The sequence below is a fragment of the Pacificitalea manganoxidans genome, assembly GCF_002504165.1.
Taxonomy (GTDB): domain Bacteria; phylum Pseudomonadota; class Alphaproteobacteria; order Rhodobacterales; family Rhodobacteraceae; genus Pacificitalea; species Pacificitalea manganoxidans.
Genome location: NZ_CP021404.1, coordinates 1,464,788 through 1,490,785 on the forward strand (window position 1 = coordinate 1,464,788; position 25,998 = coordinate 1,490,785).

Consider the following 25,998-nt stretch of genomic DNA (forward strand, 5'->3'; position numbering starts at 1 on the left):
TTTGGCCGGGATAAAGCGCGCGGTTCAGTCGTTGCGGCGCCACCCCACGGGCAGGCTTCCGTTGCGCGTTGGGGGTCTGCTAGGCCGCTCGGGCTGGAATACCGTCCCGATCGCGACCGAAAACACCGTCTGACCTAACGGAACCTTTGCAAAAATACCTTTCCTTTGGGTCATTTCCGCAAAAATCCACCCTCTCTACGTAGTTCCCGGTATTCCCCGTGCGCGGCGGGGCGGGGTAACGTCCGGGTCACTTGCAATCATCCGCCTCTGGGGAGTGGCGGAGACCGGGAGGATATACATGGATCGTCGTTCTTTTCTGCGCACGTCTGCGCTGGGGGGCAGTGCCGCTGCCGCCGCCACTCTGGCCGCTCCGGCCTATGCGCAGGGCAAGCGCACCCTGACCATGGTCACCACATGGCCCCGCGGGCTGGCGGGCGTGTGGGATTCCGTGGAGCGGTTCGCCAATAACATGACCGCCGCCACCGATGGTCAGATCACCGTCGAGCCGAAGGCCGCGGGCGAATTGGTGGGCGCGCTGGAAGTGTTCGACGCCGTGACCTCAGGTCAGGCCGATATCTATCACGGGGCGGATTACTATTTCATCGGGCAGCACCCGTCGTTTGCCTATTTCACCGCGGTGCCCTTTGGCATGACCGCGCCGGAAATCATGACCTGGTATTACGGTCAGGACGGCATGGCGCTGCATCACGAGCTGGGCGAGATTTTCGGCATCAAGTCGTTCATCGCGGGTCAGACCGGCGCGCAGGGCGGCGGCTGGTTCCGCAATCCGATCAACTCCGCCGACGACATTCAGGGCCTAAAATTCCGTATGCCGGGCCTTGGCGGTCAGGTGATGGCAAAACTTGGCGCTTCGGTGCAGGTGCTGCCGGGCGGCGAGATCTATCAGGCCCTGTCGACAGGCGCGCTGGACGCGACCGAATGGATCGGCCCTTGGTCGGACGAGAAGCTGGGGCTTCAGGAGATCGCCAAGAACTACTACCCCGCCGGTTTCCACGAGCCGGGCGCGGCGCTGTCGGTGGCCTGTAACCTTGAGGTGTTCAACACCCTGACGCCGTCGCAGCAAAAGGCGTTCGAACTGTCCGCCGCCGATGCGCATCAGCACAACTACGCGCTGTTCATCGCCAATAACGGCCCGGCGCTGGAGCGGCTGAAATCCTCCGGCGTGCAGATCCAGACGTTCTCGGACGATATCTGGGAGGCCTTTGGCCGCGCCAGTCAGGAAGTGCTGGCGGAAAACATGGACGATGAGATCTACGCCAAGATCCACAATTCGGCCATGAACTCCATGCGCTCCACCTCCGGCTGGCTGTCGGTGTCCGACAGCGCCTACACCACGCAGCGGAACCGGGTGCTCGACGCGCTCTGACGGGCTCTGCCACACATGGCTGGCCGCGCGCGACACCCCGCGCGCGGCCTTTGCCGTCCTCGCATGATCCGCAAAGCACGCCCCGCCGCTTTGCCTTCGTTCCACCCTTTCGGGGCCTTGCGAACGCGCGCCCACCGCCCGCGGCCCGCACCGGCCCCCTGACATGGAGACCCCGATGCTCCAGGGCCTGATCTGGCTGGCGCAGAACATCGCGCTTGGCTTCTATCACATCGCCTATGCGGTCACCCATCCCGGCCAATGGCTGAACTGGGACGATCCGGAGGCGCTGATCCGGTTCATCTATTACGGCGGCTCGGTCGAGCTGCTGTTCGCGGCGCTCGACATCGTTCTGGTGCTGACGGTGCTGGGGATGATCTTCCCCCGGTTCATGTGGGCGATGGTGCGCGGGCTGGAAGGCTTCGCCAACGGGGTCGGGCGCGCGGTGGCGTGGATCGGCCTGCTGATGGTGTTCCAGCAGATCGTCATCATCTTTCTGCAATCGGTGTTCCGGCTGGGCGAGATCACGGTGGCGCCGATCGGGCTGGGATTCACCCAATCCGTGGGCTGGTTTTCCGAGGAACTGAAACTTTACAACGCGATGGTCGTGGCGCTCTGCGTCACCTACACGTTCGTGCAGGGCGGGCATGTGCGCGTCGATCTGGTCTATTCCGCCGTGGGTCACCGCACCAAGCGGGTGATCGACATGGCCGGGGCGCTGCTGTTCATGCTGCCGGTGACGGTGCTGACATGGATGTATGCGTGGTTTTTCCTGTGGCGGAACCTGATCACGCCCAAGGTGTCGGCCTCCGACAAGCTGGATCTGATGCTGAAGAAAGCGCGGATCGTGAAGTGGAACGTAGAGACGATCGGGTTTTCGCCCAACGGCTTTAACGCCTATTTCCTGTTCAAGATCCTGATGGTGGCGTTCACCGCGCTGGTGTTCTTGCAGGCGATCGCCTTTTTCTACCGCTCTTGGCTGGAATGGCGCGAAGGCCCCGAAAGCGCAGACAAATACCTCGACCGCGACACGCTGGGCGCGGGCGAAGAGGCCTTTGAAGGCACCCATTAAGGTCAGGGAAACAAGTATATGCTATTCGGACTGGACGGCGTCGAGATCGGCCTGATCATCGTGCTTTTGTGTCTCTTCGGGGGGATCCTGTCGGGCTTCCCCGTGGCCTTTGCCATCGGCGGGGCCGGGTTGATTTCCTTTGCCATCATCGCCGCGCTCGATACGGCGGGCGTGCTGACCCATGCGGCGGTGGACAGCAATTCCGCCGCCTATCGGGATCTGGTCAATTCCGGGGTGAACCCGGTCGAGATTTCGCGGTTTCGCTACCCGGACCTGCCCCGTGTGACCGAGGCGCTGTTTCCCGGCGGCTGGGAACAGGCGATGGACCGCAACCTGAGCTTTATCGTCAACCGCATGAACGAGCGTGTATTCGCAGGCGCGTCGATTGAGACGCTGCTGGCGGTGCTGATGTTCGTGATGATGGGCATCGTGCTGGAACGCTCGAAGATCGCCAACGACCTGCTGACCACGATGGCGCGCGTCTTTGGGCCGCTGCCGGGCGGGCTGGCGGTGTCGGTCGTGGTGGTGGGCGCGTTCCTTGCGGCCTCGACCGGGATCGTGGGCGCCACGGTGGTGACGATGGGTCTGCTGTCGCTGCCCACCATGCTGCGCGCGGGCTACTCGCCGCAATTGGCCACGGGCGTCATTGCCGCGTCGGGCACGTTGGGGCAGATCATTCCGCCGTCGATCGTCATCGTGCTGCTGGGCACGCTGGCGGGCGATCTCTATGCCACCGCGCAGGAAACCCGTGCGCAGGCGGCGGGATGCTCGGACGCGCTGACCTATCTGGGCGAGGCGGCGGTGGTGTCCGTGGGCACGCTGTTTCAGGCGGCGATCCTGCCCGGCGTGCTGCTGGCGGCGCTCTATGCGGCCTATGCGTTTGGTTATGCGATGCTGAACCCGTCCAAGGCCCCGGCGGTGATGGGCGAGGTGTCGGGCGTGCAGGTCACGACCCGGCGCGAGAAGCTGACATGGTTCGTGGCCGCGCCGGTTCTGGTGCTGGGCGGCGCGCTGCTGCTGGGGCAGGTGGGTCTGTCGGGCAGTCAGGATCTGCGGGTGTCGAATTTCACCGCCGTCGGGGAAAGCGCGAGCCTGCGCACCAATGTCTCGGCCCAGTGTCAGGCGTCGATGATCGAGTTGCATGGCCAGTCCGCATGGGACGAGGCCGTGGCGCAGCGCGATGCCATCGCCGCGTCGGGGGGCGGGGCTGAATCCCGGCGTCTGACCGAGGATGAGCTGACGCAGGCGCGTGCTACCCATCTGGCGGGGATCGCGCCCATCGGGACCGGCGTGTTGACCGCCGTGGTCCTGTTCGCGCTGATCCTGACCACCGCGCGGGGCGTGGCCCCCGTCGCCCCGGCTGGTCCGCTGGTGATCGGTGCCGTGGGTCTGGTGCTGGCGCTGCTGGCCGATATTGCGCTGATCGGGCCGCAGATGAGCGCGGGCACCAGCCTGCTGATCCTTGCGCTGCCACTCGCGCTGACGCTTTACGGGTGCCGCTATGCCTCGGGCCTGTTGGGGCAGAACGAGTTGATCCGCGTGGTGATCCCGCCCTTGGTGCTGATCGTCGCGGTGCTGGGCTCGATCCTTGGCGGGATCACCAACCCGACACCGGCAGCGGCGCTGGGCGCGGGCGGGGCGATCATGCTGGCCGCCTACCGCAAACTGCAGGAGGAAGGGCGCACCGGGCGCATCATCATCCGCGCGGCCTTTGCCGTGGTGGTGATGATCCTGATCGGCGCGAATTTCGACCTGCGGGTGCAGCGCGATGCTGTCGCGGTCGAGGACTGGATCGCCTATCTGGCAGCCACCGCCGCGTTCTACTTTGCCATGTTCGGCATCGTCTATTCGGCATGGGTGCTGCTGCGCACCGGCGTGTTGCGGCCTGCGGTGCGGGAAACGGCCAAGGTCACCAGCATGGTGTTCACCATCCTCATCGGTTCGCAATTGCTGAACCTTGTCGTCATCAGCTTTGGCGGGGAGCATTACATTCAGGACTTCCTGCGCAGCTTCGATCAGGAATGGGTGGTGTTCCTGCTGGTGATGCTGGTGCTGTTCATTCTGGGCTTCGTGCTGGATTTTCTGGAGATCATCTACATCGTTATCCCGATTGTCGGGCCGGTGATCTATGGCGGCACGATGGACCCGAAATGGGTGACGATCATGATCGCGGTGAATCTTCAGACCTCGTTCCTGACGCCGCCGTTTGGGTTCGCGCTGTTCTATCTGCGCGGCGTCGCCCCGGCGGAGGTGACGACGGGCCATATCTATCGCGGCATCATCCCGTTCGTGCTGATCCAGGTGCTGGGGCTGGGGATGCTGTGGATGTTCCCGCAGGTGGTGACCATCGTGCCGAACCTGATGGGGCACTGAGCCCGCGCGAGGCATAGAAAAACCGCGCCTCGGGGAAGTCCGGGGCGCGGTCCGCTTTTTTCAGGTTTTTTGCGGATCAGCGCAGGCTTTGCAGCAGGGCCTGCGACGGCTCCCCCGTTGCGGGCAGGCCGCGCGACCGCTGATAGGCGCTGATCGCGGCGCGGCTGTCCGGGCCGATCACCCCATCCACGCCGCCCGTGTCAAAGCCATTGGCCGTCAGGCGCCGTTGCAGCAACTGCCGGTCCGCCTTGGTCAGACCGTTGGCATCGGGCGGGAAGGGCGCGCGCAGCGGTCCGCCACCAAGGATGCGGTCCGACAGGTGCCCCACGCCAATCGCGTAGCTGTCGGAGTTGTTGTAGCGCTTGATCGCGTCGAAGTTGCGGGTGACGACAAAGCGCGGCCCGCCGGGCTGCGGCTGGATCACCCGGCCCTGCGGCGCGCCGGGTCCGGCCTCCGCGCCCCACGGCAGGCCGCGCACCCAGCCATTGCGCGCCAGATAGGCAGCGGTGGAGGCCAGCGCGTCGGTGGGATCGTCGGACCAGATGTCACGCCGCCCGTCGCCGGTGAAATCGACGGCGAAGGCCTCGTAAGACGTCGGGATGAACTGGGTGTGCCCCATTGCCCCGGCCCAGCTGCCGGTCATGCGGTCGGGGGTGATGTCGCCGTTCTGCACGATCTTCAGCGCCGCGATGAGCTGTTTTTCAAAGAACGCGCCGCGCCGCCCGTCAAAGGCGAGGGTAGAGGTGGCGGAGATCACCGGGACGTTACCGCGCCGCGTGCCGTAGAAGCTTTCCAACCCCCAGATCGCCGCGATGATCTGCGCGTCGACGCCGTATTTGGCCTCCAGCCGCTGGAGCGTGCCACGATGGCGGGCATAGGCCGCGCGGCCATCGCTGACCCGGCTGTCAGAGGCGGCGATGGCGAGGTAATCCTCCAGCGTGCGGCTGAATTCGGTCTGGTTGCGATCCCGCGTCACGACGCCGGGCAGGAAACCGGCATTGCGGAACGACGCCGCCAGCGTCGATTGCGAAATCCCCTGCGCCGCCGCGCGCCCGCGAAACGCCGCGACCCATGCGTCATAGGCCGCGTTGGGCTGGGGCCGCAGATCGGCGTCGAGCGTGGCGGAGCCGCCGCTCCCCGCAAAGCCGCCGCCTGAGGCAAGCCGGGCGGGGGTGCCGCAGGCTGCAAGGGTCAGCGACCCCAACGTGCCCAGCCCCAAGGTGAATGTGCGTCTGCCGATGGTGTGGAATGTCATGCTCTGCCCGCCTCTCGCGCTGCGATGTGCCCGGATCTGCGCCCGGATCGATGGGCGCAATCCTAGCGCATCGCGGCGCTATGGCAAAGACGGGTTGGGCCGGGGCAGGCTGGCTCGGCTATTCGACGGGGAGCGGATCGGGCAGGGTGACGCCTGCCTCCTCCAGCGCGGGGCGCAGGGTGCTTTCGATGGAGCGTTCGGTGAGCGGCCCGGCAAAGCGGGTCAGGATCGTGCCATCGCCATCGACGACATAGGTTTCCGGCACGCCGTAGACGCCCCAGTCGATCGCGGTGCGGGCGGTGCGGTCGGCGATCACGCCGCGATAGGGATTGCCTAATTCGTCGAGGAACCCCAGCGCGTTGTCGGGCTCGTCCTTGTAATTGATGCCGTAGACCGCCAGCCCGGCCTCGGCCAGTGCGGTCAGATTGGGATGCTCCACCCGGCAGGGCGCGCACCAGCTGGCCCAGAAATTGACCAGCTTCACCTCGCCATCGCGCAGGGTGTCGTCATCGAACCCCGGCAGATCGCCCAAGGCCGTGACCGTCAGGGGCGGAGCGCTTTGCCCGGCGCGGGCGGAGGGCAATTGATCGGGGTCTTCGCGCACCAACCCGGACATGAACAACCCCGCCAGCGCGGCAAAGATCGCGGGCGGCAGGATCATCAGCGGCGAGATTTTAGCCATTGGACGGCTCCTTGCGCGGGCGGGTCGCTTCCATCGCGGCGAGCGCCGCGCGCACCCGGCGTGCGCGGTGCAGGCTGAGCCCTACCAGAGCGGCCAGCAGGATGCCGGTCGCAGCATAGGCCCAAGCGACCTCGGCCGCGTATTTCCCTAGATCGAACATGGGTGCCTCACATCATCCGGTCGCGCGCGATCAGCGCTTGCAGCCGGCGGTTGCGGATTTCGGTGCGGGTGCGCAGCAAGACGAGCGTCACGAACAGCGCGACGAACCCCGCCATGCAGATAAGCAGCGGAAACCAGTAGACATTGGCGACGTTCTCTTCGGCATCCATCGACAGGGATGCGCCCTGATGCAGGCCTTGGTTCCAGAACAGCACGGCATAGCGGCTGAGCACCGCGAAAACCGACCCCACGAGGCACAGCACCGAGGTCAGATCAGCCGCGGTTTCAGGCGCGTCAATCGCAGCCCAGAGCGCGATATAGCCCAGATAGAACAGGAATAGGATCAGAAAGGATGTCAGGCGCGGATCCCATGCCCACCATGTGCCCCACATCGGCTGGCCCCAGATCGCCCCGGTGATCAGCGCGATCAGCGTCATGACCATGCCCACCGGCGCCGCCGCCCGCGCCGCCAGCGCCGAGACGTGATGCCGCCGCACCAGCCAGATGAGCGAGGCCACCAGCATCATCAGCCATGCGTTGATCGCCATCAGCGCGGCGGGCACGTGGATATAGATGATCTTGACTGTGGCCTCGAAATTGACCGCGTTCGGCGTGCCGAAGACGCCCCAGATCAGCCCGACCGCCAGCAGCAGCGCGGTCAGACCCGCGCACCATGGCAGCAGCCGGTCAGAGACCTGCATGAAGCGTTTCGGATTGGCATATTCCCAGAGCGACATGGCGCGGACCCTAGTTGGCGGGGGAGGGCGGCTCAAGTCACATGGCCGCGTGGTCCCTAGCGCAGGTTGATGCGTATTGCCGCAGCCGCGGCGAATGGCAGAAGCGCGACGGCGCCGAGGCTGAGCCCCGCCAGCAGCAGCAGCGGTGTGACGGGATCGAGCCCCTGCGCGCCGCGTCGCGCCACGTCGGCCCCGAAAATCAGTGTGGGCACATAAAGCGGCAGCACGATCAGCGACAACAGCAGCCCGCCGCGTTTCAGCCCGACGGTCAGCGCCGCGCCGAAACTGCCGATGGCCGACAGCGCGGGCGTGCCTGCCAGCAGCGATATCACCAGCCACGGCTGCCCCGGTGCGGGCAGGTGCAGCATCAGCCCCAGAAGCGGCGCGGCCAGCACCAGCGGCAGTGCGGTGATCAGCCAATGGGCCAGTGCCTTTAGCGCGGCGACGGCCTCCAGCGGGATCGGGGCGCAGGCCAGCAGATCCAGCGAGCCGTCCTCGAAATCCAGCGCGAAGATCCGGTCAAGCGACAAAAGGCAGGCCAGCAGCGCGCCCAGCCACAACACCCCCGGCGCGATGGCGGCCAGCCGCGCAGGCTCGGACCCCACGGCGAAGGGGACCAGCACCACGACGATCAGGAAAAACGCCAGCGCAAGGCCAAAGCCGCCGCCCGCGCGCACCGCCAGCCGGAGATCCCGCAGCAGCAGCGCCCTCATAAAAACGCCTCGTCGAACCCGTCGGCCAAGCGGCCCGGCGCGGCGCGGAAGCGGCTGACATCCAGCGTGTCGGCCTCCAACCCCAGTTCGACATGGGTGGCGATCAGCGCGGCACCGCCGGTGGCGAGATGCGCCTGCACCACGCCGGCAAACAGGGCCACGGACGCGGCATCGAGCGATACGGTGGGTTCGTCCAGCAGCCAGACCGGACGCCCGGTGACAAGCAGCCGCGCCAGCCCGAGCCGCCGTTTCTGTCCCGCCGACATCTGTCCGGCCAGCCGATCCCGCAGATCGGTCAGGTCCAGCGCGGCAAGCGCGGCGTCGATCCCGGCGCGGGTTCGGTCGCGTTGCCCGTGGATCTGCGCCCAGAAGGTCAGGTTTTCCGCCGCGCTCAGCGTCGGCTTCAACCCGTCGGCATGGGCGGCATAGGTCAGGCTGTCGGGGGCGGCGTCGATCCGTCCGGCGCCGGGGGGCTGCAATCCGGCGAGCGTGCGCAGCAGCGTGGTTTTGCCCGCGCCATTGGGGCCACGCAGGATCAGGGCGGCGCCGGGCCGCAGCTGTAGGGTGACATGCTCCAGCACCGGCACCCCGCCACGCAGGCAGGTCAGGTCGCTGGTCTGAAGAAGCGGGTCGGACATGGCTTCGCTTACCGCAATCCGCGGCGCACCGGAAGGGCGCGCGACGCTGGAAAGACGCGCGGTCGAGGGCGGCTGCAACGCGGGTCCGGTCCGCGCGATCCTCGATTGCTCGGGGGGCGTCGGGGGGCGGCGGGGGCAGGACGCGGACGCCGCGCACTGGACCCGCCGGGCCCGGGGCGGCACAGTGCGCCCGCAGGCAGCAGGAGGACGCGCAGAATGACCGGGCTATCAGACAGAGCAGACGCGCGGAGCAAGGCCATGCGCCTGTTTCAGGCGGGCGTGCGGGCGGCGGACCCGGAAGGCGCGACGCGCACGGCGCTGGCGGCGGAGGACATTCGCGCCGCGTGCAGGCCAGATCCCGGCGGCAGGCTGCTGCTGATCGCGGTGGGCAAGGCCGCGATGGGCATGGCGCGCGCGGCCCATGCGGCGCTGACGGACGGTGGGCCGTGTCAGCTGATCGTGGTGACCAATCCCGAAAACGCCGATCCCGCAGGATTGCCCGAAGGGGCCGATCTGCACGCCGCCGCGCATCCGGTGCCCGACGCCGCAGGGCTGGCCGCCGGGGAGGCGGTGATAGCAGCGCTTGCGCAATGCGATGCGCGCGACCGGGTGCTGGCGCTGATTTCGGGCGGTGGCTCCGCGCTGCTGCCCGCGCCGGTGGCGGGGCTGACGCTGGCCGACAAGGCGGCGGTGAGCGCGGCATTGCTGGCTTCGGGCGCGGATATCACCGAAATGAACCTCGTGCGGCAGCAACTGTCGCGGCTGAAGGGCGGCGGGCTGCTGCGGGCCGCCGCGCCCGCGCCGGTGACCGCGCTGATCCTGTCGGATGTAATCGGTGATGATCTGTCGGTGATCGCGTCTGGCCCCACCGCGCCGCCCATTGGCGATCACGCCCGCGCGCGGGCGCTGTTGCAGGCGCGCGGGATATGGGAGGCGATGCCCGCCCCGGTGCGCGCGCATCTGGAACAGCCCGATCAGGGCCATGATGCGGGGCCCGGTCCGGTGCCGCCTGCGCGCAACCATCTGATCGGCGCGAACAGCGTCAGTCTGCGCGCGATGCACGGTGCTGCGCCCGATGCGCAGATGCACAACGCGCCGCTGGTCGGAGATGTCGAGGACGCCGCGCGCCATGTTCTGAGCCTTGGCCGCGGCACGCATCTCATGGGCGGGGAAACCACGGTGCAACTGCGCGGGCAGGGGCGCGGCGGGCGCAATCAGCATATGGCGCTCTGCGTGGCGCTGGGGGCCGAGGCCGCGGGCTGGGGTGAAAGTTGGGTGTTTCTGTCGGGCGGCACCGATGGCCGCGACGGGCCGACGGATGCGGCGGGCGGCATCGTCGACGCGCGGAGCCTCGCCCGGATGCGCGAGGCCGGGGTCGATCCGCAGGCCTTGTTTGCTGATAATGACAGCAACCGGGCGTTGGCGGCCTCGGGCGATCTGCTGATGACCGGGGGCACCGGCACCAATGTTGCGGATCTACAGGTGCTTATTCGCTGGTAGGAGGTGCACCGCCGGGGCAAGCCCGGCGGAAGTAGAAAGCGCGGAGCCGCCGGGGCAAGCCCGGCGGTTCGGGGTCACTCCACGGTGACGGATTTCGCAAGGTTGCGCGGCTGGTCCACATCCGTGCCCTTGGCGATGGCGGTGTGATAGGCCAGCAGCTGCGCGGGCAGCGCATAGAGGATTGGCGCAAGGATCGGCGGCACGCCGGGCATGACCAGCGTGCGCCATGTGCCTTCGCGTGCGGCATGGGCGCCCTCGGCATCGGTCACCAGCAGCACCTTGCCGCCGCGGGCCATGACCTCCTGCATGTTGGACACGGTTTTATCGAACAGCGCGTCGGAGGGGGCGAGAACCACCACCGGCACGGTTTTGTCGACCAGCGCGATGGGGCCGTGTTTCAATTCGCCCGATGCATAACCTTCGGCGTGGATATAGCTGATTTCTTTGAGCTTTAGCGCGCCCTCCATCGCCAGCGGATACATCGCGCCACGGCCCAGGAACAGGATGTCGCGGGCCTCGGCCAGTTCCTTGGCGACGCGCTCGATCTCCGGCGCCGTTTGCAGGGCGTGGTTCATCAGCCCCGGCAGATTGCGCAGGGTGGCCAGATGCGCCTCGGCTTCGGCCTCCGTCAGGGTGCCGCGATCCAGCCCAGCCTTGATCGCCAGCAGGAACAGCACGGTAAGCTGACAGGTGAAGGCCTTGGTCGAGGCGACGCCGATTTCGGCCCCGGCAAGGATCGGCAGCGGCAGGTCCGAGCCGCGGGCGATGGAGCTTTCCAGCACATTGACCACGGAGACGATGCGGTCGGCCTTGCCCTCGGTATAGCGCAGGGCGGCCAGCGTATCGGCGGTTTCGCCCGATTGGCTGACGAACAGCGCCATGCTGCGCGCGGGAATCGGCGGCTCCCGGTAGCGGAATTCGGAGGCGATATCGGCCTCGACCGGCAGGCGGGCGATCTGTTCGAACCAGTATTTGGCGACGTGGCAGGCATAGAAGGCGGTGCCGCAGGCCACCATCGTGATGCGGTCGATTTGGGTGAAATCGAGCCCCGGTTCGGGCAGGGTGATGCCGCTGTCCTGTAGGTAATGCGCGATGGCATCGGCCAGCACGACAGGCTGTTCGGCGATCTCCTTGGCCATGAAATGCCGGTGACCGCCCTTTTCGATGCGGGATGTGTCGATCTGCACGGTTTTCATCGGGCGGCTGACCTGTTCGCCCGCGGCATCGCGGATCTCAACCGTGCTGCGGGTCAGGACGGCCCAATCGCCTTCGTCGAGATAGGTGATGCGGCTGGTCATGGGCGCCAGCGCAATGGCATCGGAGCCGACATAGACCTCGCCCTCGCCATGACCGATGGCCAGGGGCGAGCCACGACGCGCGGCGATCAGCAGGTCTTCTTCGCCATCGAACAGGAAGCACAGCGCGAACGCGCCTTCGAGCCGGGACAGCACCTTGGCCGCTGCTTCGCGCGGGGACAGCCCGTCCTCCAGATAGGCGCGGGTCAGCATGGCGACGGTTTCGGTATCCGTTTCGCTTTCGCAGCTTTGCCCGGCGGCGGTCAGTTCCGCGCGCAATTCGCGGAAATTTTCGATGATGCCGTTATGCACGACCGCGACCGGACCAGCGCGGTGTGGGTGCGCATTGACGACCGTGGGCGCGCCGTGGGTGGCCCAGCGGGTGTGGCCGATGCCGGATTTGCCCGCGAGCGGTTCATGCACCAGCAGATCCGACAGGTTGACCAGCTTGCCCACCGCGCGACGGCGGTCCAGCCGCCCGTCATTGACGGTGGCGATGCCCGCGCTGTCATAGCCGCGATATTCCAGCCGCCGCAGGGCCTCGACAAGGCTGGGGGCAACTTCGTGAGTGCCGAGAATGCCGACAATTCCACACATGGGTTCAGTCCTTCTGCCCGGAGGTCGTAGAGGCGGCGCGGGCGGCCTTGGCCTCGCGCAGTTTCTGTTTCAGGCGGGTGGCGAGACCGGGTTTGGTGACCTGCTGCGCGCGTCCCAGCGCCAGCGCCTCGTCCGGCACGTCGCGGGTGATGACGGAGCCGGAGCCGGTCATCGCCTGCGCGCCGACCCGCACCGGGGCCACCAGCATGGTGGAGGAGCCGATGAACGCGCCCGCGCCGATCACCGTGCGATGCTTGGACACGCCATCGTAATTGCAGGTCACCGTGCCTGCGCCGATATTGGCGCCGGCGCCGACCTCGGCATCGCCGATATAGGTGAGGTGATTGACCTTGGCGCCAGCCTCGACCACCGCGTTCTTGATCTCGACGAAATTGCCGATGCGGCTGTCCTCGGCCAGTTCGGTGCCGGGGCGCAGGCGGGCATAGGGGCCGACCACCGCGCCGCGGCTGACATGGCAGTCCTCCAGATGCGAAAACGCCCGGATGCGCGCGCCGCTTTCCACCGTCACGCCCGGCCCGAAAACGACGTAAGGCTCCACCAGACAATCGCGGCCCAGCCATGTGTCCCAGCCGAATTGCACGGTGTCGGGCGCTTGCAGCGTGACGCCGTTTTCCAGCGCCTCGGCCCGTTTGCGGGTCTGGAATGCGGCCTCGGCGGCGGCGAGATCGGCGCGGGAATTGACGCCCATCGTCTCGGCCTCGTCACAGGCGACGGCGGTGGCCGACAGGCCCTGCGCGCGGGCCAGCGACACGATGTCGGTCAGATAATATTCACCGCTGGCATTGTCGTTGCCGACCTGATCGAGCAGCGCGAAGATCTGTTCCGCCCCGGCGCAGATGACCCCGGAATTGCAGAAGGTGATGGCGCGCTCGGCCTCGCTCGCATCCTTGTATTCGACAATCGCCTCAAGGGTTTCGCCCGCCATCTTCAATCGGCCATAGCGGCCCGGATCGGCGGGGGTGAAGCCCAGCACGACCACCGCGTGATCGGCGCGTGCGGCGACCATCGTCTGTAGCGTTTCGGGGCGGATGAAAGGCGTATCGCCATAAAGCACGATCACGTCGCCCGTGGCCCCCGCCAGTGCATCACGCGCCTGCGCGACGGCATGGCCGGTGCCTAGCTGCTCGGATTGAATCACCACCTGCGCGTCGGGATCATGCGCCTGCGCGGCGGCGGTGACCTGATCGGCGCCGTGGCCCGCGACAATCACCGTACGCGCAGGCTCCAGCGCCGCGCCGGCGGCCATCGCATGGACCAGAAGCGGCGCGCCCGCGACCTCGTGCAGGACCTTGGGCAGGTCCGATTTCATGCGCGTGCCCTGACCCGCGGCGAGGATCACCAGATTGACGGTCATTGCCGCTCCTTTTGCTTCACTGCCTGTTGCAGGTGGTTCTAACCCGTCAGCCTGCCGCCGCAAGGGCTGCGGCTGTCCCGGCTGGTCACTTGCGGTGACAGCCTGTTACAGGCATGACGCGGGCGACAGGCGGGCGCGGGCGTTTCTGCGGCCTTGCGCGCGCCGCTGCAGACCCGCACCCCGTGACCTGAGCCCGGAAGGCCCGCCATGCGCACCGTGATCTTCGACCTAGACGGCACCCTTGCCGATACCGCCGCCGACCTGATCGCCGCGGCCAACCATTGTTTCACCGCCGCAGGCCATGATGCGCCGCTGGACCCGGTGGACGACGCGCTGACCGCGTTCCGGGGCGGGCGGGCGATGCTGCGGCTGGGGTTCGAGCGGGTTCTGGACGGGGCCGATACCGAGGCGGAGGTGGAGCGCTGGTATCAGCCGCTGCTCGACCGCTATGCGGAGGCGCTGGCCGTGCACACGACGCTTTATCCCGGCGCGATGGAGGCCGTGGCCGAACTGACCCGCCGGGGCTTCCGCGTGGGGATCTGCACCAACAAGCCCGCCGCGCTGGCCGAAGCGCTGCTGGAGCGGCTGGAGGTGCGCCATGCCTTCGGCGCGATGATCGGGGCTGATACCCTGCCGGTGCGCAAGCCCGACGCCGCGCCCTACATCGCGGCGGTGGAGGCCGCAGGCGGCACCGTGGCGCGGTCGTTGCTGGTGGGCGATACCGAGACCGACCGCGAAACCGCCCGCGCCGCCGGGGTGCCGTGTGTGCTGGTGAGCTTTGGCCCCGAGGGCGCGGGGATTTCGCGGCTGGAGCCCGAAGCGATGCTGGATCATTACGCCGCGCTGCCCGATCTGGTCGAAGAGTTGCTGCCCGCCCAAGAGGGCGACGCGGATGTAGATGCAGATGCAGAAGCGACCCCGGGCACCGATCCAAGCCCGGCCTTGGCCGAGATTGCCGCCGTGGGTGGCGATGGTCCGGGGCTGGAGCCTTTGGTGCGCGGATGGCGGCGCGAGATGCCGCTGGCGGAGCGTCTGGATCTGGCGCGGGCGCTGTGGAGCACCCGGGCGCAGACCGCGCGCATCGCCGCCGCCAAGCTGCTGACGCAGGCCCGCATCCGCGAGGATGAGGCCGCCGTCTGGGATCAGATCATCGCGTGGCTGCCAGAGCATGAGGGCACGCGCCTGTCGGATGCCCTGTGCACCGCCGGCGAGAAACGTCTGGCCGCCGAGCCTGCCCGTGTCGATCAGTTGGAGCCGTGGGTGGGCGCGGCGCAGGACTGGACCCGCCGCGCCGCCATCGCGATGACGCTGCCCGCCGCCCGTGCCGCCCATCCCGATGCCGCGCAGCAGGCGCTGCGCACGCGGGTTCTGGGCTGGCTGCCGGGGCTGCTGGACGATGCGTTTCCGCCGGTGCGCAAAGCGGCGAGCGCCTGGCTGCGGGCGTTGAGCCGTCACGACCCCGACGCGGTGCGCGACTTCCTCGCCCGCGAGACGGGGATCAGCGACAAGGCCCGCGCCGCTGCGGCCCGTTTCCTGCCCGACGCCTGATCCGCGACAAGCCTGCCCTGCGCCCTAGATCACGTCAGGGCGCGCGGGCAGGGGGATCAGCGCCTGTCCCGCCCAAGACCGAGACCAAGACCAAGACGCCGCCCGCCCGAGACCGCCGAAGGACGCCAGATGCACGTTTTCCGCCCGACCGCCGCCGAACCTCATGCCTTCCGCGAGGTGCTGGGCCATTTCGCCACCGGCGTCACCGTCGTCACCATTGCGACCCCGGACGGGCCGCTGGGGCTGACGGCGAACAGTTTCTCGTCGCTGTCGCTGGACCCGCCGATGGTGCTGTGGGCCCCGGATAAGAATTCGTCGCGCTACCAGCCGTTCGTCGAGGCGGAGCAGTATGCGATCCATATCCTTGCCGCCGATCAACTGGATCTTGCGCGCCGGTTCGCCCGTGATGGCCGACCGACACAAGGGTTGGAGTGGATGACCGGCGAAACCGGCGTGCCGGTCTTTGCGCCCTGTCTGGCGCGGTTCGAATGCCGCCGGGCGCAGGTCTTTGACGGCGGGGACCATTCGATCATCACGGGCGAGGTGCTGAGCGCCGGGCAGCAGGATGCAGGGGCCGCTGCCGCGACGGGCGATGGCGCGGGGCCGCTGGTCTTTGCGCTGGGCCGCTATGGCGGGTTTACGGCGCAGGACTGACGCGGCGCGCGCTGACGCACGAACGTCGTCCCTAGCGCGGACACGGGCGCTGCTGCCGGTTCAGACACAGGCGCAGATGCAGGCTTAGAAACGGGCCCAAACGAAAACGACCCGGACGGCGCCTGTGCCATCCGGGTCGTGTGCTGTTTGGGCCGGGGATCGGGGCAGGGCCGCCCGTGACCGCCGCGCCTCAATCCTTGAAGCTGCGGCTGTCCTTGATCTGATCCCATGCCCACATGACTTCCTGCAGGCGATCCTCGTCCGAGCGGTCGCCGCCATTCATGTCGGGATGCAGCACCTTGATCAGCGCCTTGTAGGCTTTGCGGATCTCGGGCTTGGTCATCGTGTCCTCGGCTTCGAGGATCTCCAGCGCGCGGCGTTCGGTGGGTGGCAGGCGACGCCCGCCTGCGGCCTTGCGGCCCGGATTGCGCGTGGCGTTGTCGCCCAGCACCTGATGCGGGTCGTCCACGCCCAGTCGGGCCCATGCGCGCTGTTCCTCGCGGGAATTGAACGGCGAGGTGGCGCGGTTCCACACCCGGTCCTGTTCCATTTGCGCCTGCATTTCTTCTTCGGTCGTGCCGTTGAAGAAATTCCATTTCAAATTGTATTCGCGCACATGGTCCTTACAGAACCAATAGAATTCATCCAGCGTGTCCGGCGACTTCGGTGCGCGATACTGCGCGGGGATATCGCAGCCGGGGTGTTCGCACACCCGCTGCGAGGTCTCGAACGCCCCCGACATGCCGCGCTTGCCGCGCGAGCGCTTCTTTTTGTCACTCGACACGCGCAGGTCGAACCCAAACGGATCTTCTCTGTTCATGACTGCCCCCTTCGGTTCTGCCCTTTTCGACTCGGAGGACGGAGTTTAAACCCTATGACGCCGGAGTGAATAGGGAAGGCTGGTAAAAATGTCCGTGACCGAGGAAATCCGCCAAGCGCTGGAGAAAAATTTCTCCCCCACCCGGCTGGAAGTGATCGACGAAAGCGAAAAGCATCGCGGCCATGCGGGCTACCAAGACGGCGGCGAAAGCCATTTCCGGGTGCGCATCGCGTCCGAGGTTTTCGCGCCGATGAGCCGCATCTCCCGTCACCGCGCCGTGCATTCGGCGCTGGGCCCGGCGATCATCGACCGTATTCACGCCTTGGCGCTGGAAATCGAAACCGGCTGATCCGCGTCTGGCGCGGGGGCCGGAGGGGCGGGGCGGATCACTCCGCCGCCAGCCCGCCCGGTTTGCCGTCACCCGATTTGCCTTCGGTCTTGGCCGGGCCGAGCTTGGGTGCGCGGCTGCTGTCATCGACCCCGCGATTGGCGCGCAGCGCGGCCACGGCTGCCGCAGCGGCGGAGCGGTTGTCAGAGCGTGGCTCATGCCCGGCGGTGTCGCCGTCGCTGTCATCCTCATACCCGGCACGGGGATCGACAAAGGGCGCAGCGGGGGCAGCAGATGCCGCGATCGGCGGGGTCGGTTCCGTGGCCTTGGGTGCAGCAAGCAGTCCCGCCACTTCGCCGTCACGCAGATCGCGCGCGGCGCCAAGCGCCCGGCGGAACACCAGCATGTTCTGATAAACCACCGTTTTGCCGGTCAGGCCGGTGCGTTCCTCGCAGGGGAGCGTATCGGCGCGCAGATAGTCCCAGCCCTCCGCGCCCAGTTCGTTCATCAGGGTTTCGAGCACATGGGCGAACCGCTCGCGCGGGCCCTTGGCGCCCTTGACCCGCTGGCCCTTCTCGGGGGCGGGGACGACCTTGTATTCGTAACGTGTCATGGCAGCCTCGCTGATTGCCGTGGCGGATGCGCCGGGGCGCAATGTAGGAGCGCTTCGCAAAGGGGACCAGTCATTCCCCCGTGAAGCGCGACCGGTCGCGCGCGCAGGCTATGATGTGCCTGAAATAGTCCCATCCGAGGCGCGGCTTTCAGCAAAAGCCGCCCCCGCGCGCCTGCTCTGGCGGCGCGGGGCGCGCGGATATTTCAGGCCGGGCTCAGAGCCCCAGTTTCGCGGCGACGATTTCGTTGACGGCCTTGGGATTGGCCTTGCCGCCCGTGGCCTTCATCACCTGACCGACGAACCAGCCTGCCAGTTTCGGGTTGGCCTGCGCCTTCTCGACCTGCGCGGGGTTGGCGGCGATCACCTCATCCACCGCAGCCTCGATGGCGCCGGTATCGGTGACCTGTTTCATGCCGCGCTCTTCGACGATGCTCGCCGGGTCGCCGCCTTCGGTATAGACGATCTCGAACAGATCCTTGGCGATTTTGCCGGAGATGTCACCGCGGGCGATCAACTCGACAATGCCGCCCAGCTGCGCGGGGGTGACCGGGCTGGTGGCGATGTCGCGGTCGTCTTTCTTCAGCCGACCGAACAGTTCGTTGATGACCCAGTTGGCGGCCAGCTTGCCGTCGCGGCCTTCGGCCACGGCTTCGAAATAGGCGGCGGCGTCGACCTCGGCGGTCAGCACGGAGGCGTCATATTCGCTCAGTCCGAAATCCTTGACGAAGCGTGCCTTCTTGGCGTCGGGCAGTTCGGGAAGACCGGCGGCGATGTCATCGACCCAAGCCTGCTCGATCTCCAGCGGCAGCAGATCGGGATCGGGGAAGTAGCGGTAGTCATGTGCTTCTTCCTTGGACCGCATGGACCGGGTTTCGCCCTTGTCGGGATCGTAGAGCCGGGTTTCCTGCACGATCTCGCCGCCATCCTCCAGAATGGCGATCTGGCGGCGGGCCTCATGCTCGATCGCGGCCTGGATGAAGCGCATCGAGTTCATGTTCTTGATCTCGCAACGGGTGCCGAGATGGCCGAAATCGCCGGTTTCGATGAATTTCTCATAGGCGCCGGGCGTGCAGACCGACACGTTCACATCGGCGCGCAGGTTGCCGTTTTGCATGTTGCCGTCGCAGGTGCCCAGATAGCGCATGATCTGGCGCAGCTTGACGACATAGGCGGCGGCCTCTTCGGGTCCGCGAATATCGGGGCGCGAGACGATCTCCATCAGCGCGACGCCGGTGCGGTTCAGATCGACGAAGGACATATGCGGGTCCATGTCATGGATCGATTTGCCCGCGTCCTGTTCGATATGGATACGTTCGATCCGCACGCGGCGGGCGATGCCGGGGGCCATGTCGACGATCACTTCGCCTTCGCCCACGATGGGGTGATAAAGCTGGCTGATCTGATAGCCCTGCGGCAGATCGGGGTAGAAGTAGTTCTTGCGGTCGAATGCCGAAGTCAGGTTGATCGCGGCCTTCAGCCCCAGCCCGGTGCGCACCGCCTGCGCCACGCATTCCTCGTTGATCACCGGCAGCATGCCGGGCATCCCCGCATCGACGAAAGCGACGTTGGAATTGGGCTCCGCCCCAAAGGTGGTCGAGGCACCGGAGAAAAGCTTTGCCCGCGTCGCGATCTGCGCGTGGACCTCAAGCCCGATGACAAGCTCCCAATCCTGCTTGGCGCCGGAGATTACCTTGGGCGCGGGGGCTTCAAAGGTCAGGTCGAGCATGGCGGGGCCTCCTTCGGGGATCGGCGGAACACGGGAGCATTTATGCGCCTTCTAGAACGCGGTCGGGCAACGGGCAAGGGCAGGCGGTGCGGCGCGCTAGCCGGGCCCGGTGCGGGGCATCGCGGGCCTGCCACACATCCCGACAAATCCCGCGCAGCGGCGGAAATCCCCCTTGCATCGGCGGCGGTCTGCCCATTGCGACCCTGTCGTGCTTGCCCCGTGGAACCGAATCAGGCCATGTCGCCGCGTCTGCCACTGTTCCGGAAGTCCTAAATGATCCGTCTGCTGCGCCACTCGGCCCTGATCCTGCTGTTTTCCGTCCTTGCTAGTTGTGCCGCCGTCGCGCCGGAGCCGAACGAACCGGTCGCCCCGCCGGTGATGCGCTGGGACCAGCAACCCGGCTCTCAGGTCTGGACCGAAGCGGCGCTCAGAACACTTCGCGAGGGTCATGGCACTCCGCTGGTCCAAATGACGCCCAAGGATATCGCCGCGATCTGTCCCGCCTATGCCAGCAACGGCACGGATGAGCGGGCCGCGTTCTGGGTGGGGCTGCTGTCGGCGCTGTCCAAACACGAAAGCACCTACAACCCCCGTGCCGTCGGTGGTGGCGGGCTTTATTACGGGCTGCTGCAAATCCTGCCCTCGACCGCGCGCGCCTATAATTGTCAGGCCAAGACCGGCGAAGCGCTGCGCGACGGCGCCAACAACCTGAGCTGCGCGATCCGCATTCTGGCCCGCACCGTGCCCCGTGACGGCGTGGTCGGGGCGTCCGGGCGCGGCGGGCTGGCCGCCGATTGGGGGCCGATGACCCGCTCGGAAAAACGCGCCGACATCCTGCGCTGGGTCGGACAGCAAAGCTACTGTCAGCTCTGAGCCGCGATCAGGTGACGATCAGCAAACCCCGGATCCCCGATCCGGGGTTTTTTCATGAGCGCCGGGCGCGGGGCCTAGTAGCCGGTCTGGAGACTGCGCACCCATTTGGGCCGGCGCGTCTGCTCGACAATCGACACCGCGTGCCGCCCGCCGAGGCGTAAGGTCTGGCCGCGCAACTCCTCGATCGCGTCGGCCGTGGCGGCGGGCAGGCTGCGTGGCGCGATGGGGCGCCCCACTTCGATCCGGTAGGGCTGTCGCGCCTTGTTCAACGTCTCATGGAACAGGGTGATGTCGCGCAGCGTGGGATGCAGCAGGTCAAAGGCATAGAACAGCGCCGAATTCCGCGCCCGCAGGTTCACCGGCACCACCGGCACATCGAATTTGCGCGCGATCATCGCGGCGGAGGCCATCCACGGACGTTCATGCAGGCTTAGCCCGCGCCGTTTCGCCAACCGTCCAGAGGGGAAGATCACCCCAGCCCGGCCTGCCTGCATGGCGCGGCGGGTATAGGCCATCGTCTCTCGGGTTTTGCCGTGGGTGCGCTTATCCTGCCGCCATTCGACGGGGCAGATCAGGCTGTCCATCTGCGGCAACACACGCAGGATATCGGCATTGGCATAGAAAAACGCATCGCGGCGGATCTGGCGCATCACCGACCACAGCACCACGCCGTCGGCAATGCCCGTGGGATGGTTCGCCACGATCAGCGCAGGCCCGGTGGCGGGCATATGCGCCAGCCCCTCGACCGCGACATCGCGCGCGATCAGATCGGCCATCCGATCCATGATCTGCGGCCCGGTCGCATCGCGCAATTCCTGCCCCAGCGCCACGGTCCGGTCATATCCCAGCAGCCGGTCCAGCCCACGGCGCAGCAGCCGCGCGGGGCGGGTGTCGTTGAACAGCCACGGGGCCCGTTCGGCGATCAGGGGATCAAGTCTTTCGCGCATGGGCCGTTCCCACCACAACTCCATGACGGTTCGATGACGAATGCCCCCCAGATTTGGTGTGCCGGTGGCAAATGGCAAGGGCAGACGGAACTGGGGCGGAAACGAGGCGGAAATTTACCGGATGGTAACGGCCCCTGCGCAATGGTGCGTGTCATCGCGTTCAGACCGGAGATTTCCGATGGCCTTTGCCTCGCCCCTCGCCGCCGCCCTGTCTATCCGTTCCCGCCGCGCCGATACCAGTATGCCGCGATCCCGATTGCCACAGGGCACCGTGCCCGATGGGCTGCTCTGCGCCGCGCTGTCCCGGCAGAAGGCCACCGCCGACGCCCCGGCTCAGCCGCCCGGCGATGCACAGGATCTGTCCGACCCCGCGCCACCCGGACCGGACGCCGCGCAGGCTGACGCCCCGCGCACCCGCGTCGCGGCAGGGCAGGCGGGGCGGGCGCTATCGGCGCTTTTGGTGGATGACAGCGGCTTTGACCGGCGGGTGCTGCGCCGGGTCGCCCGAAGCCTGCCCTGCGATCTGGATTTCGTCGAGGCGGCGGATCTGGCGGATATGCAGCGCCTGCTCAGCGGCGATCAGCAATTCGAGCTGATTTTTCTGGATTATCGTCTGCCCGATGGCACGGGTCTGGACGGGCTCGACCGGATCGTCAACGCGCTCTCCGCCCCGCCGCCGGTCATCATGCTGACGGGGGAGGACCGCGCCGAACTGGCCGTGGAAGCGATGAAGCGCGGCTGCTGCGATTTTCTGGGCAAGGACCGGCTGAGCGCCGCCACGCTGGCCCGCGCGGTGGAAGGCGCGCTGAGCCGCCGTGCGGGCACTGCGGATATCTGGTCCGAGGAACTCAATGGCATGATCCGGCAGGCCATGGCCCAGATGCTCAGCCCGAACCGGCTCAGCCCCGCTTTGGCCGACAGCCTGCGCGCCGCCTTTGCAGAACTGGGCGCGCCACCGACCGGGCCGGGATTCGACTGGCTTTACGAGGAGGACACGCCCAGCGGCTTCGATTTCAAATTTTGAGGCACCGCATTGGGCGGGGGCTCGGGCCGTAACCCATGCGGGGTTGGCGACCGACAAGGCCCGCCGCTAGGCATGACCCTCGACGGATCACAGCGGCCCCTCAGGGGCACGCCCGCGCGCAGTCATGACCTACGCGGGGTCGGTGACCGGCGAGGCACGCCGCCGGGCATGACCTTCGACGGATCACAGCCACCTCTCAAGGGGCACTACCGCGTGCAGTTAGCCCCGCCGGGCCAAGACTTGCGCGGGGTCGGCGACGGGCGAGGAACGCTGCCGGGCATGACGCTCGACGCATCACAGCGCCCCTAAAGGGCACCGCCGCGCGCAGTCGGCCCCGCCGGGCCGCGGGCACCGTTTGACCAACCCTCGGTCAGCCGAGGATGCGGCTCACCATTTCTGCGGTGTCCCGTGACAGGTCGGGGGTGTTGGCGATGCGCGTCAGGGTTTCGCGGATCATGTCCTGCCGGTCGGCATCGTAGCGGGGCCATGTCTCGAACACTGTGGTCATGCGCGCGGTGGTTTGCGGATTGACCTTGTCCAAGCGGCTCAACCACTCGCCGACAAACCGGTAACCCGCACCTGATGGATCGTGAAATCCGGCGGCGTTTGCGGCCAGCCCGCCGATCAATGCGCGGAATTTGTTGGGGTTTTTCCAGTCGAAATCCGGGCGCTGGGCCAGCGTTTCCGCGCGGGTGACGGCCTGCTCCGGCGGGGCCATGTTGACCTGCAACTGGAACCATTTGTCCATCACCAACCGGTCATGTCCCCAGCGTTCGGCGAACCGTGCCACCGGGTCCGTGCCGCGCCCGGCGCGGATCAGCAGGCCCAGCGCGCCCAACTCTTCGGTCATGTTGTCGGCGCGGTCGAATTCCTGCGCCGCGCGATCCCCGCCATCGAGCCGGGTCAGCAGCGACAGCGCAATATGGCGCAGGGCCCGGCAGCCTGCGGCCTCGGCATCGGGCGTGTAGGGGCCGGGACGGGTCATGGCATCGAAAAGGGCGGGCAGCTTGGGGGCCAAGGCCTCCGCCTGCGCATGGGCCAGCGCGTCCCGCGCGATGTGGATCGCGGTGGGGTCGGGGGTGGTGCCGTTGTCATGCAGGCTTTGCGCGATGTCGTCCTCGGACGGCAGTTGCAGCACAAGCGCGCGGAAGGCCGGGTCAAGCGTATCATCCGCCAGCACCTGATCGAGCGCGGCGAGATAGTCGGCGCTGGGCGGCGCATTATCCCCGACCATCCGCAGCAGCACCTCCTTGGCAAGGCTGCGGCCCGCTTCCCATCGGTTGAACGCATCCGTGTCATGGGCCAGCAGAAAGGCCCGCTCCGCCGCGTCACTGGCCCGGTCCAAGATCACCGGTGCCGAGAACCCGCGCAGGAGCGACGGCACCGGGCGCGCGGCGAGCCCGTCGAAGGAGAAGCTTTGCTCCTCCTGCGTCATTTCCAGCACCGTGGTCGGGACCACTTCGCTGCCGTCCGGCGCCAGAAGCCCGACCGCGATGGGGATCACCTGCGGCAGTTTTTCGGCCTGTCCCGGCGTGGGGGGTGTGCGTTGGCGGAACCGCAGGGTGTAGGTGCCCGCGTCGAATGTTTCCTCGACCGACAGGCGCGGCGTGCCAGCCTGCGTATACCAACGGGAAAACTGGCGCAGATCCCGCTTGGTGACATCCTCGAACACCGCGAGCCAATCCTCGATCGTGGCGGCGTCCCCGTCATGGCGGTCAAAATAGAGCGCCAGCGCCTCGGCATACTGGGCGTCGCCCACGAGCAGCTTGAGCATGCCGATCACCTCGGCGCCTTTCTCGTAGACCGTCGCGGTGTAGAAATTGTTGATCTCGATATAGCTCGACGGGCGGACGGGATGGGCCAGCGGGCCGTTATCCTCGCGGAACTGCCGCGCGCGCAGTTGGAGCACATCCTCGATCCGCTTGACCGGAACGGAGCGTTGATCGCCCGAGAATTGCTGATCGCGGAACACGGTCAGGCCTTCCTTCAGGCACAGCTGAAACCAATCACGGCAGGTGATCCGGTTGCCGGTCCAGTTATGGAAATATTCGTGGGCGATGATGCCTTCGATCAATTCGTAGTCGCGATCAGTTGCGGTCTGGGGCGAGGCGAGGACGTATTTGGAATTGAAGATGTTCAATCCCTTGTTTTCCATCGCGCCCATGTTGAAATCATCGACCGCGACGATGTTGAACACATCCAGATCGTATTCCCGGCCATAGACCTGTTCATCCCAGGCCATCGACCGTTTCAGGGCGTCCATCGCGTAGGCGCAGCGATCCTCATCGCCGGGGCGCACCCAGATATTGAGCGCCACGTCGCGGTCTGACGCCGTGGTGAAGCGGTCGGAATGGGCGCGCAGATCGCCTGCAACCAACGCAAAGAGGTAGGAGGGTTTGGGCCACGGATCGTGCCATTCGACCCATGGCGTGCCATCGGCAAGCGTGCCCGTGGCGCCGGGATTGCCGTTCGACAACAGCACCGGCATCGCGCTTTCCACCCGCACATCGAACGGGGCCATCACGTCGGGGCGGTCGGGGTAATAGGTGATCTTGCGGAAGCCTTCGGCCTCGCATTGAGTGCAATACATGCCGTTCGACATGTATAGCCCTTCGAGCGCGGTATTGCCCTCGGGCGCAATCTCGACCTCGCATTCCCATGTGAACGGCCCCTCCGGCACGTCGCAATAGAGCCCGTCCGGTGTCAGGTCCGGCGTTACGGCGCGCCCGTCGATGCTGGCACGGATCAGCGTCAGCCCTTCGCCATGCAGAAACATCCGCCGCCCCTGCGGACCGGCGGGGTTCGGCTCCAGCGACAGCCGAGAGATCACCCGCGTCGCGCGCGGATCGAGCCGGAAGGTCAGTTGAACCCGGTCAACGACGTGGCTCCACGGCGTATAGTCTTCGAGCCGGACCGCCTGTGGCGTGCTGGGGGCGGCATCTTTCATGGGGGTGTCCTTCTGGGAGTGCCGCAGGTCGGGGGTGCCCGCCTGCGCGTGCGTGGTCGTGGCGGAGGTCGGCGGCGGGCCGCTTGGATGGCCCGCGCGCGAGGAACCGATGCCGTCAGCATCACGTTATGCCTGCAAGCGAGGGGGTTCAACCGATCCTGCCCCCACAGACCACAATGTCGCCGTTGGCCGTCCGTGCCCGGCATGCCCCGCATCAGATCCGAGGAGTTGATCCCATGTCCGCCCCCCATACCGATATCGACAAACAAGAACGCCGTCACAAAGGCCCGCTTGCCGGGATGAAGCTGGTCGTCGGCTTTGCCGTGCTGCTGCTGGTGCTGTGGGTCGGCTGGGTTGTCATCTACGGCTCCGATCCCGAAGGCGCCGAAACGCAGATCGACGGGCGCACCGGCACGGTCGAGCAGACCGAAGAAACGCCGCAGCCCGGTCAGCCGGAAACACTGCCTGCGGGCAACTGATCGGCCCAGCCCCGCAATTGCTACTCTGGTTTAACATTTTGGAAGGACGTTTCATGACCCGCTCTATCTCTCTGGCGCTTGCCACTGCATTTGCCCTGTCGGCCTGCACGGTCGCGGGGGGCGGCTCGGCCCCGATGCAGAAAAACACCGCCAGCGATGAAGAGCAGGGGTTCAGCTCCTCCCAGCAGGATGCGCTGGGCGGCTAAGCCACGCCTATCCACGAGACGGACAAGGGCGCGACCATTCAGGTCGCGCCCTT

Annotated in this window: 24 protein-coding genes and 1 pseudogene; 12 read left to right on the forward strand and 13 right to left on the reverse strand. The window is 66.9% G+C overall.

The window, feature by feature from the left end; genetic code table 11:
* Positions 1 to 298 precede the first annotated feature (298 nt).
* The 3 genes from CBW24_RS06720 (at position 299) to CBW24_RS06730 (ending at position 4,829) form a co-directional block, all read left to right on the forward strand.
* A complete protein-coding gene (locus CBW24_RS06720) occupies positions 299 to 1,387 on the forward strand; it encodes a TRAP transporter substrate-binding protein (protein ID WP_088664423.1) in 1,089 nt (362 codons plus the stop codon).
* A gap of 175 nt (positions 1,388 to 1,562) precedes the next feature.
* Positions 1,563 to 2,456 carry a TRAP transporter small permease subunit gene (locus CBW24_RS06725; protein WP_097374156.1) on the forward strand — a complete coding sequence of 298 codons (894 nt, stop codon included), beginning with the start codon at positions 1,563 to 1,565 and terminating at the stop codon, positions 2,454 to 2,456.
* Between the two features lie 18 nt (positions 2,457 to 2,474).
* Entirely contained in the window at positions 2,475 to 4,829 is a 2,355-nt protein-coding gene (locus CBW24_RS06730) for a TRAP transporter large permease (protein ID WP_088664422.1), read from the forward strand.
* A gap of 76 nt (positions 4,830 to 4,905) precedes the next feature.
* Here the strand turns inward: CBW24_RS06730 and CBW24_RS06735 are convergent, their stop codons facing one another.
* The 6 genes from CBW24_RS06735 to ccmA form a co-directional block, all read right to left on the reverse strand.
* Positions 4,906 to 6,084 (reverse strand): lytic murein transglycosylase, encoded by a 1,179-nt coding sequence (locus CBW24_RS06735; protein WP_097373077.1) that lies wholly within the window; start codon positions 6,082 to 6,084, stop codon positions 4,906 to 4,908.
* A 118-nt stretch (positions 6,085 to 6,202) separates the two neighbouring features.
* Positions 6,203 to 6,766: a DsbE family thiol:disulfide interchange protein gene (locus CBW24_RS06740; RefSeq protein ID WP_097373078.1), complete on the reverse strand. Its 564-nt coding sequence runs from the start codon at positions 6,764 to 6,766 to the stop codon at positions 6,203 to 6,205.
* A complete protein-coding gene (gene ccmD / locus CBW24_RS06745; RefSeq protein WP_088664419.1) occupies positions 6,759 to 6,926 on the reverse strand; it encodes a heme exporter protein CcmD in 168 nt (55 codons plus the stop codon). Before ccmD ends, CBW24_RS06740 begins: the two co-directional genes overlap by 8 nt.
* Before the next feature lie 7 nt (positions 6,927 to 6,933).
* Positions 6,934 to 7,662: a heme ABC transporter permease gene (locus CBW24_RS06750; protein ID WP_088664418.1), complete on the reverse strand. Its 729-nt coding sequence runs from the start codon at positions 7,660 to 7,662 to the stop codon at positions 6,934 to 6,936.
* A gap of 56 nt (positions 7,663 to 7,718) precedes the next feature.
* Complete coding sequence (ccmB, locus tag CBW24_RS06755; RefSeq protein ID WP_088664417.1) at positions 7,719 to 8,375, reverse strand: heme exporter protein CcmB; 657 nt, start codon at positions 8,373 to 8,375, stop codon at positions 7,719 to 7,721.
* Positions 8,372 to 9,013: a heme ABC exporter ATP-binding protein CcmA gene (gene ccmA / locus CBW24_RS06760; protein WP_097374157.1), complete on the reverse strand. Its 642-nt coding sequence runs from the start codon at positions 9,011 to 9,013 to the stop codon at positions 8,372 to 8,374. The genes ccmB and ccmA overlap by 4 nt, the downstream gene beginning before the upstream one ends.
* A gap of 216 nt (positions 9,014 to 9,229) precedes the next feature.
* On the opposite strand from ccmA, the gene CBW24_RS06765 reads away from it, so the two are divergent.
* The gene (locus tag CBW24_RS06765; RefSeq protein WP_097373079.1) at positions 9,230 to 10,513 is read left to right on the forward strand and encodes a glycerate kinase type-2 family protein; all 1,284 of its coding nucleotides are present in this window, start codon (positions 9,230 to 9,232) and stop codon (positions 10,511 to 10,513) included.
* 74 nt (positions 10,514 to 10,587) lie between these two features.
* Here the strand turns inward: CBW24_RS06765 and glmS are convergent, their stop codons facing one another.
* Entirely contained in the window at positions 10,588 to 12,405 is a 1,818-nt protein-coding gene (gene glmS, locus CBW24_RS06770) for a glutamine--fructose-6-phosphate transaminase (isomerizing) (protein WP_097373080.1), read from the reverse strand.
* 4 nt (positions 12,406 to 12,409) lie between these two features.
* On the reverse strand, positions 12,410 to 13,780 hold the full coding sequence (gene glmU, locus CBW24_RS06775) for a bifunctional UDP-N-acetylglucosamine diphosphorylase/glucosamine-1-phosphate N-acetyltransferase GlmU (protein ID WP_097373081.1): 1,371 nt from the start codon (positions 13,778 to 13,780) through the stop codon (positions 12,410 to 12,412).
* 207 nt (positions 13,781 to 13,987) lie between these two features.
* Between glmU and CBW24_RS18595 the strand changes: the two are divergent.
* From CBW24_RS18595 to CBW24_RS06785, 3 genes and pseudogenes are all read left to right on the forward strand, one after another.
* Positions 13,988 to 14,650, forward strand: a pseudogene (locus CBW24_RS18595) (HAD-IA family hydrolase); the annotation flags it as partial.
* Positions 14,651 to 14,740: 90 nt separating this feature from the next.
* Positions 14,741 to 15,328, forward strand: a complete 588-nt coding sequence (locus CBW24_RS18600; protein WP_269779768.1) for a DNA alkylation repair protein — start codon at positions 14,741 to 14,743, stop codon at positions 15,326 to 15,328.
* A 129-nt stretch (positions 15,329 to 15,457) separates the two neighbouring features.
* A complete protein-coding gene (locus CBW24_RS06785; RefSeq protein WP_097373082.1) occupies positions 15,458 to 15,982 on the forward strand; it encodes a flavin reductase family protein in 525 nt (174 codons plus the stop codon).
* A 190-nt stretch (positions 15,983 to 16,172) separates the two neighbouring features.
* Here CBW24_RS06785 and CBW24_RS06790 read toward each other — a convergent pair whose 3' ends face one another.
* Positions 16,173 to 16,802, reverse strand: coding sequence for a J domain-containing protein (locus CBW24_RS06790; RefSeq protein ID WP_088664411.1), 630 nt, complete (start codon positions 16,800 to 16,802; stop codon positions 16,173 to 16,175).
* A gap of 88 nt (positions 16,803 to 16,890) precedes the next feature.
* Here CBW24_RS06790 and CBW24_RS06795 point away from each other — a divergent pair, with 88 nt between their 5' ends.
* A complete protein-coding gene (locus CBW24_RS06795; protein ID WP_088664410.1) occupies positions 16,891 to 17,151 on the forward strand; it encodes a BolA family protein in 261 nt (86 codons plus the stop codon).
* A 37-nt stretch (positions 17,152 to 17,188) separates the two neighbouring features.
* On the opposite strand, the gene CBW24_RS18795 is transcribed toward CBW24_RS06795, so the two are convergent.
* Both CBW24_RS18795 and gatB read right to left on the reverse strand, forming a co-directional pair.
* Positions 17,189 to 17,743 carry a DUF4177 domain-containing protein gene (locus CBW24_RS18795; protein WP_198405239.1) on the reverse strand — a complete coding sequence of 185 codons (555 nt, stop codon included), beginning with the start codon at positions 17,741 to 17,743 and terminating at the stop codon, positions 17,189 to 17,191.
* A 214-nt stretch (positions 17,744 to 17,957) separates the two neighbouring features.
* Positions 17,958 to 19,469, reverse strand: coding sequence for an Asp-tRNA(Asn)/Glu-tRNA(Gln) amidotransferase subunit GatB (gene gatB, locus CBW24_RS06805; RefSeq protein WP_088664408.1), 1,512 nt, complete (start codon positions 19,467 to 19,469; stop codon positions 17,958 to 17,960).
* A 273-nt stretch (positions 19,470 to 19,742) separates the two neighbouring features.
* Between gatB and CBW24_RS06810 the strand changes: the two genes are divergently transcribed.
* On the forward strand, positions 19,743 to 20,342 hold the full coding sequence (locus tag CBW24_RS06810) for a transglycosylase SLT domain-containing protein (RefSeq protein WP_088664407.1): 600 nt from the start codon (positions 19,743 to 19,745) through the stop codon (positions 20,340 to 20,342).
* Between the two features lie 74 nt (positions 20,343 to 20,416).
* On the opposite strand, the gene CBW24_RS06815 is transcribed toward CBW24_RS06810, so the two are convergent.
* Positions 20,417 to 21,289, reverse strand: coding sequence for a 1-acyl-sn-glycerol-3-phosphate acyltransferase (locus CBW24_RS06815; protein ID WP_097373083.1), 873 nt, complete (start codon positions 21,287 to 21,289; stop codon positions 20,417 to 20,419).
* Between the two features lie 178 nt (positions 21,290 to 21,467).
* On the opposite strand from CBW24_RS06815, the gene CBW24_RS06820 reads away from it, so the two are divergent.
* Complete coding sequence (locus CBW24_RS06820; RefSeq protein WP_157773106.1) at positions 21,468 to 22,313, forward strand: response regulator; 846 nt, start codon at positions 21,468 to 21,470, stop codon at positions 22,311 to 22,313.
* A gap of 370 nt (positions 22,314 to 22,683) precedes the next feature.
* On the opposite strand, the gene pepN is transcribed toward CBW24_RS06820, so the two are convergent.
* The gene (pepN, locus tag CBW24_RS06825) at positions 22,684 to 25,260 is read right to left on the reverse strand and encodes an aminopeptidase N (RefSeq protein ID WP_097373085.1); all 2,577 of its coding nucleotides are present in this window, start codon (positions 25,258 to 25,260) and stop codon (positions 22,684 to 22,686) included.
* Positions 25,261 to 25,496: 236 nt separating this feature from the next.
* Here pepN and CBW24_RS06830 point away from each other — a divergent pair, with 236 nt between their 5' ends.
* Together CBW24_RS06830 and CBW24_RS18330 are read left to right on the forward strand one after the other, a co-directional pair.
* Entirely contained in the window at positions 25,497 to 25,739 is a 243-nt protein-coding gene (locus CBW24_RS06830) for a hypothetical protein (protein ID WP_088664403.1), read from the forward strand.
* A gap of 53 nt (positions 25,740 to 25,792) precedes the next feature.
* Positions 25,793 to 25,945, forward strand: a complete 153-nt coding sequence (locus CBW24_RS18330; protein ID WP_157773108.1) for a hypothetical protein — start codon at positions 25,793 to 25,795, stop codon at positions 25,943 to 25,945.
* Positions 25,946 to 25,998 lie beyond the last annotated feature (53 nt).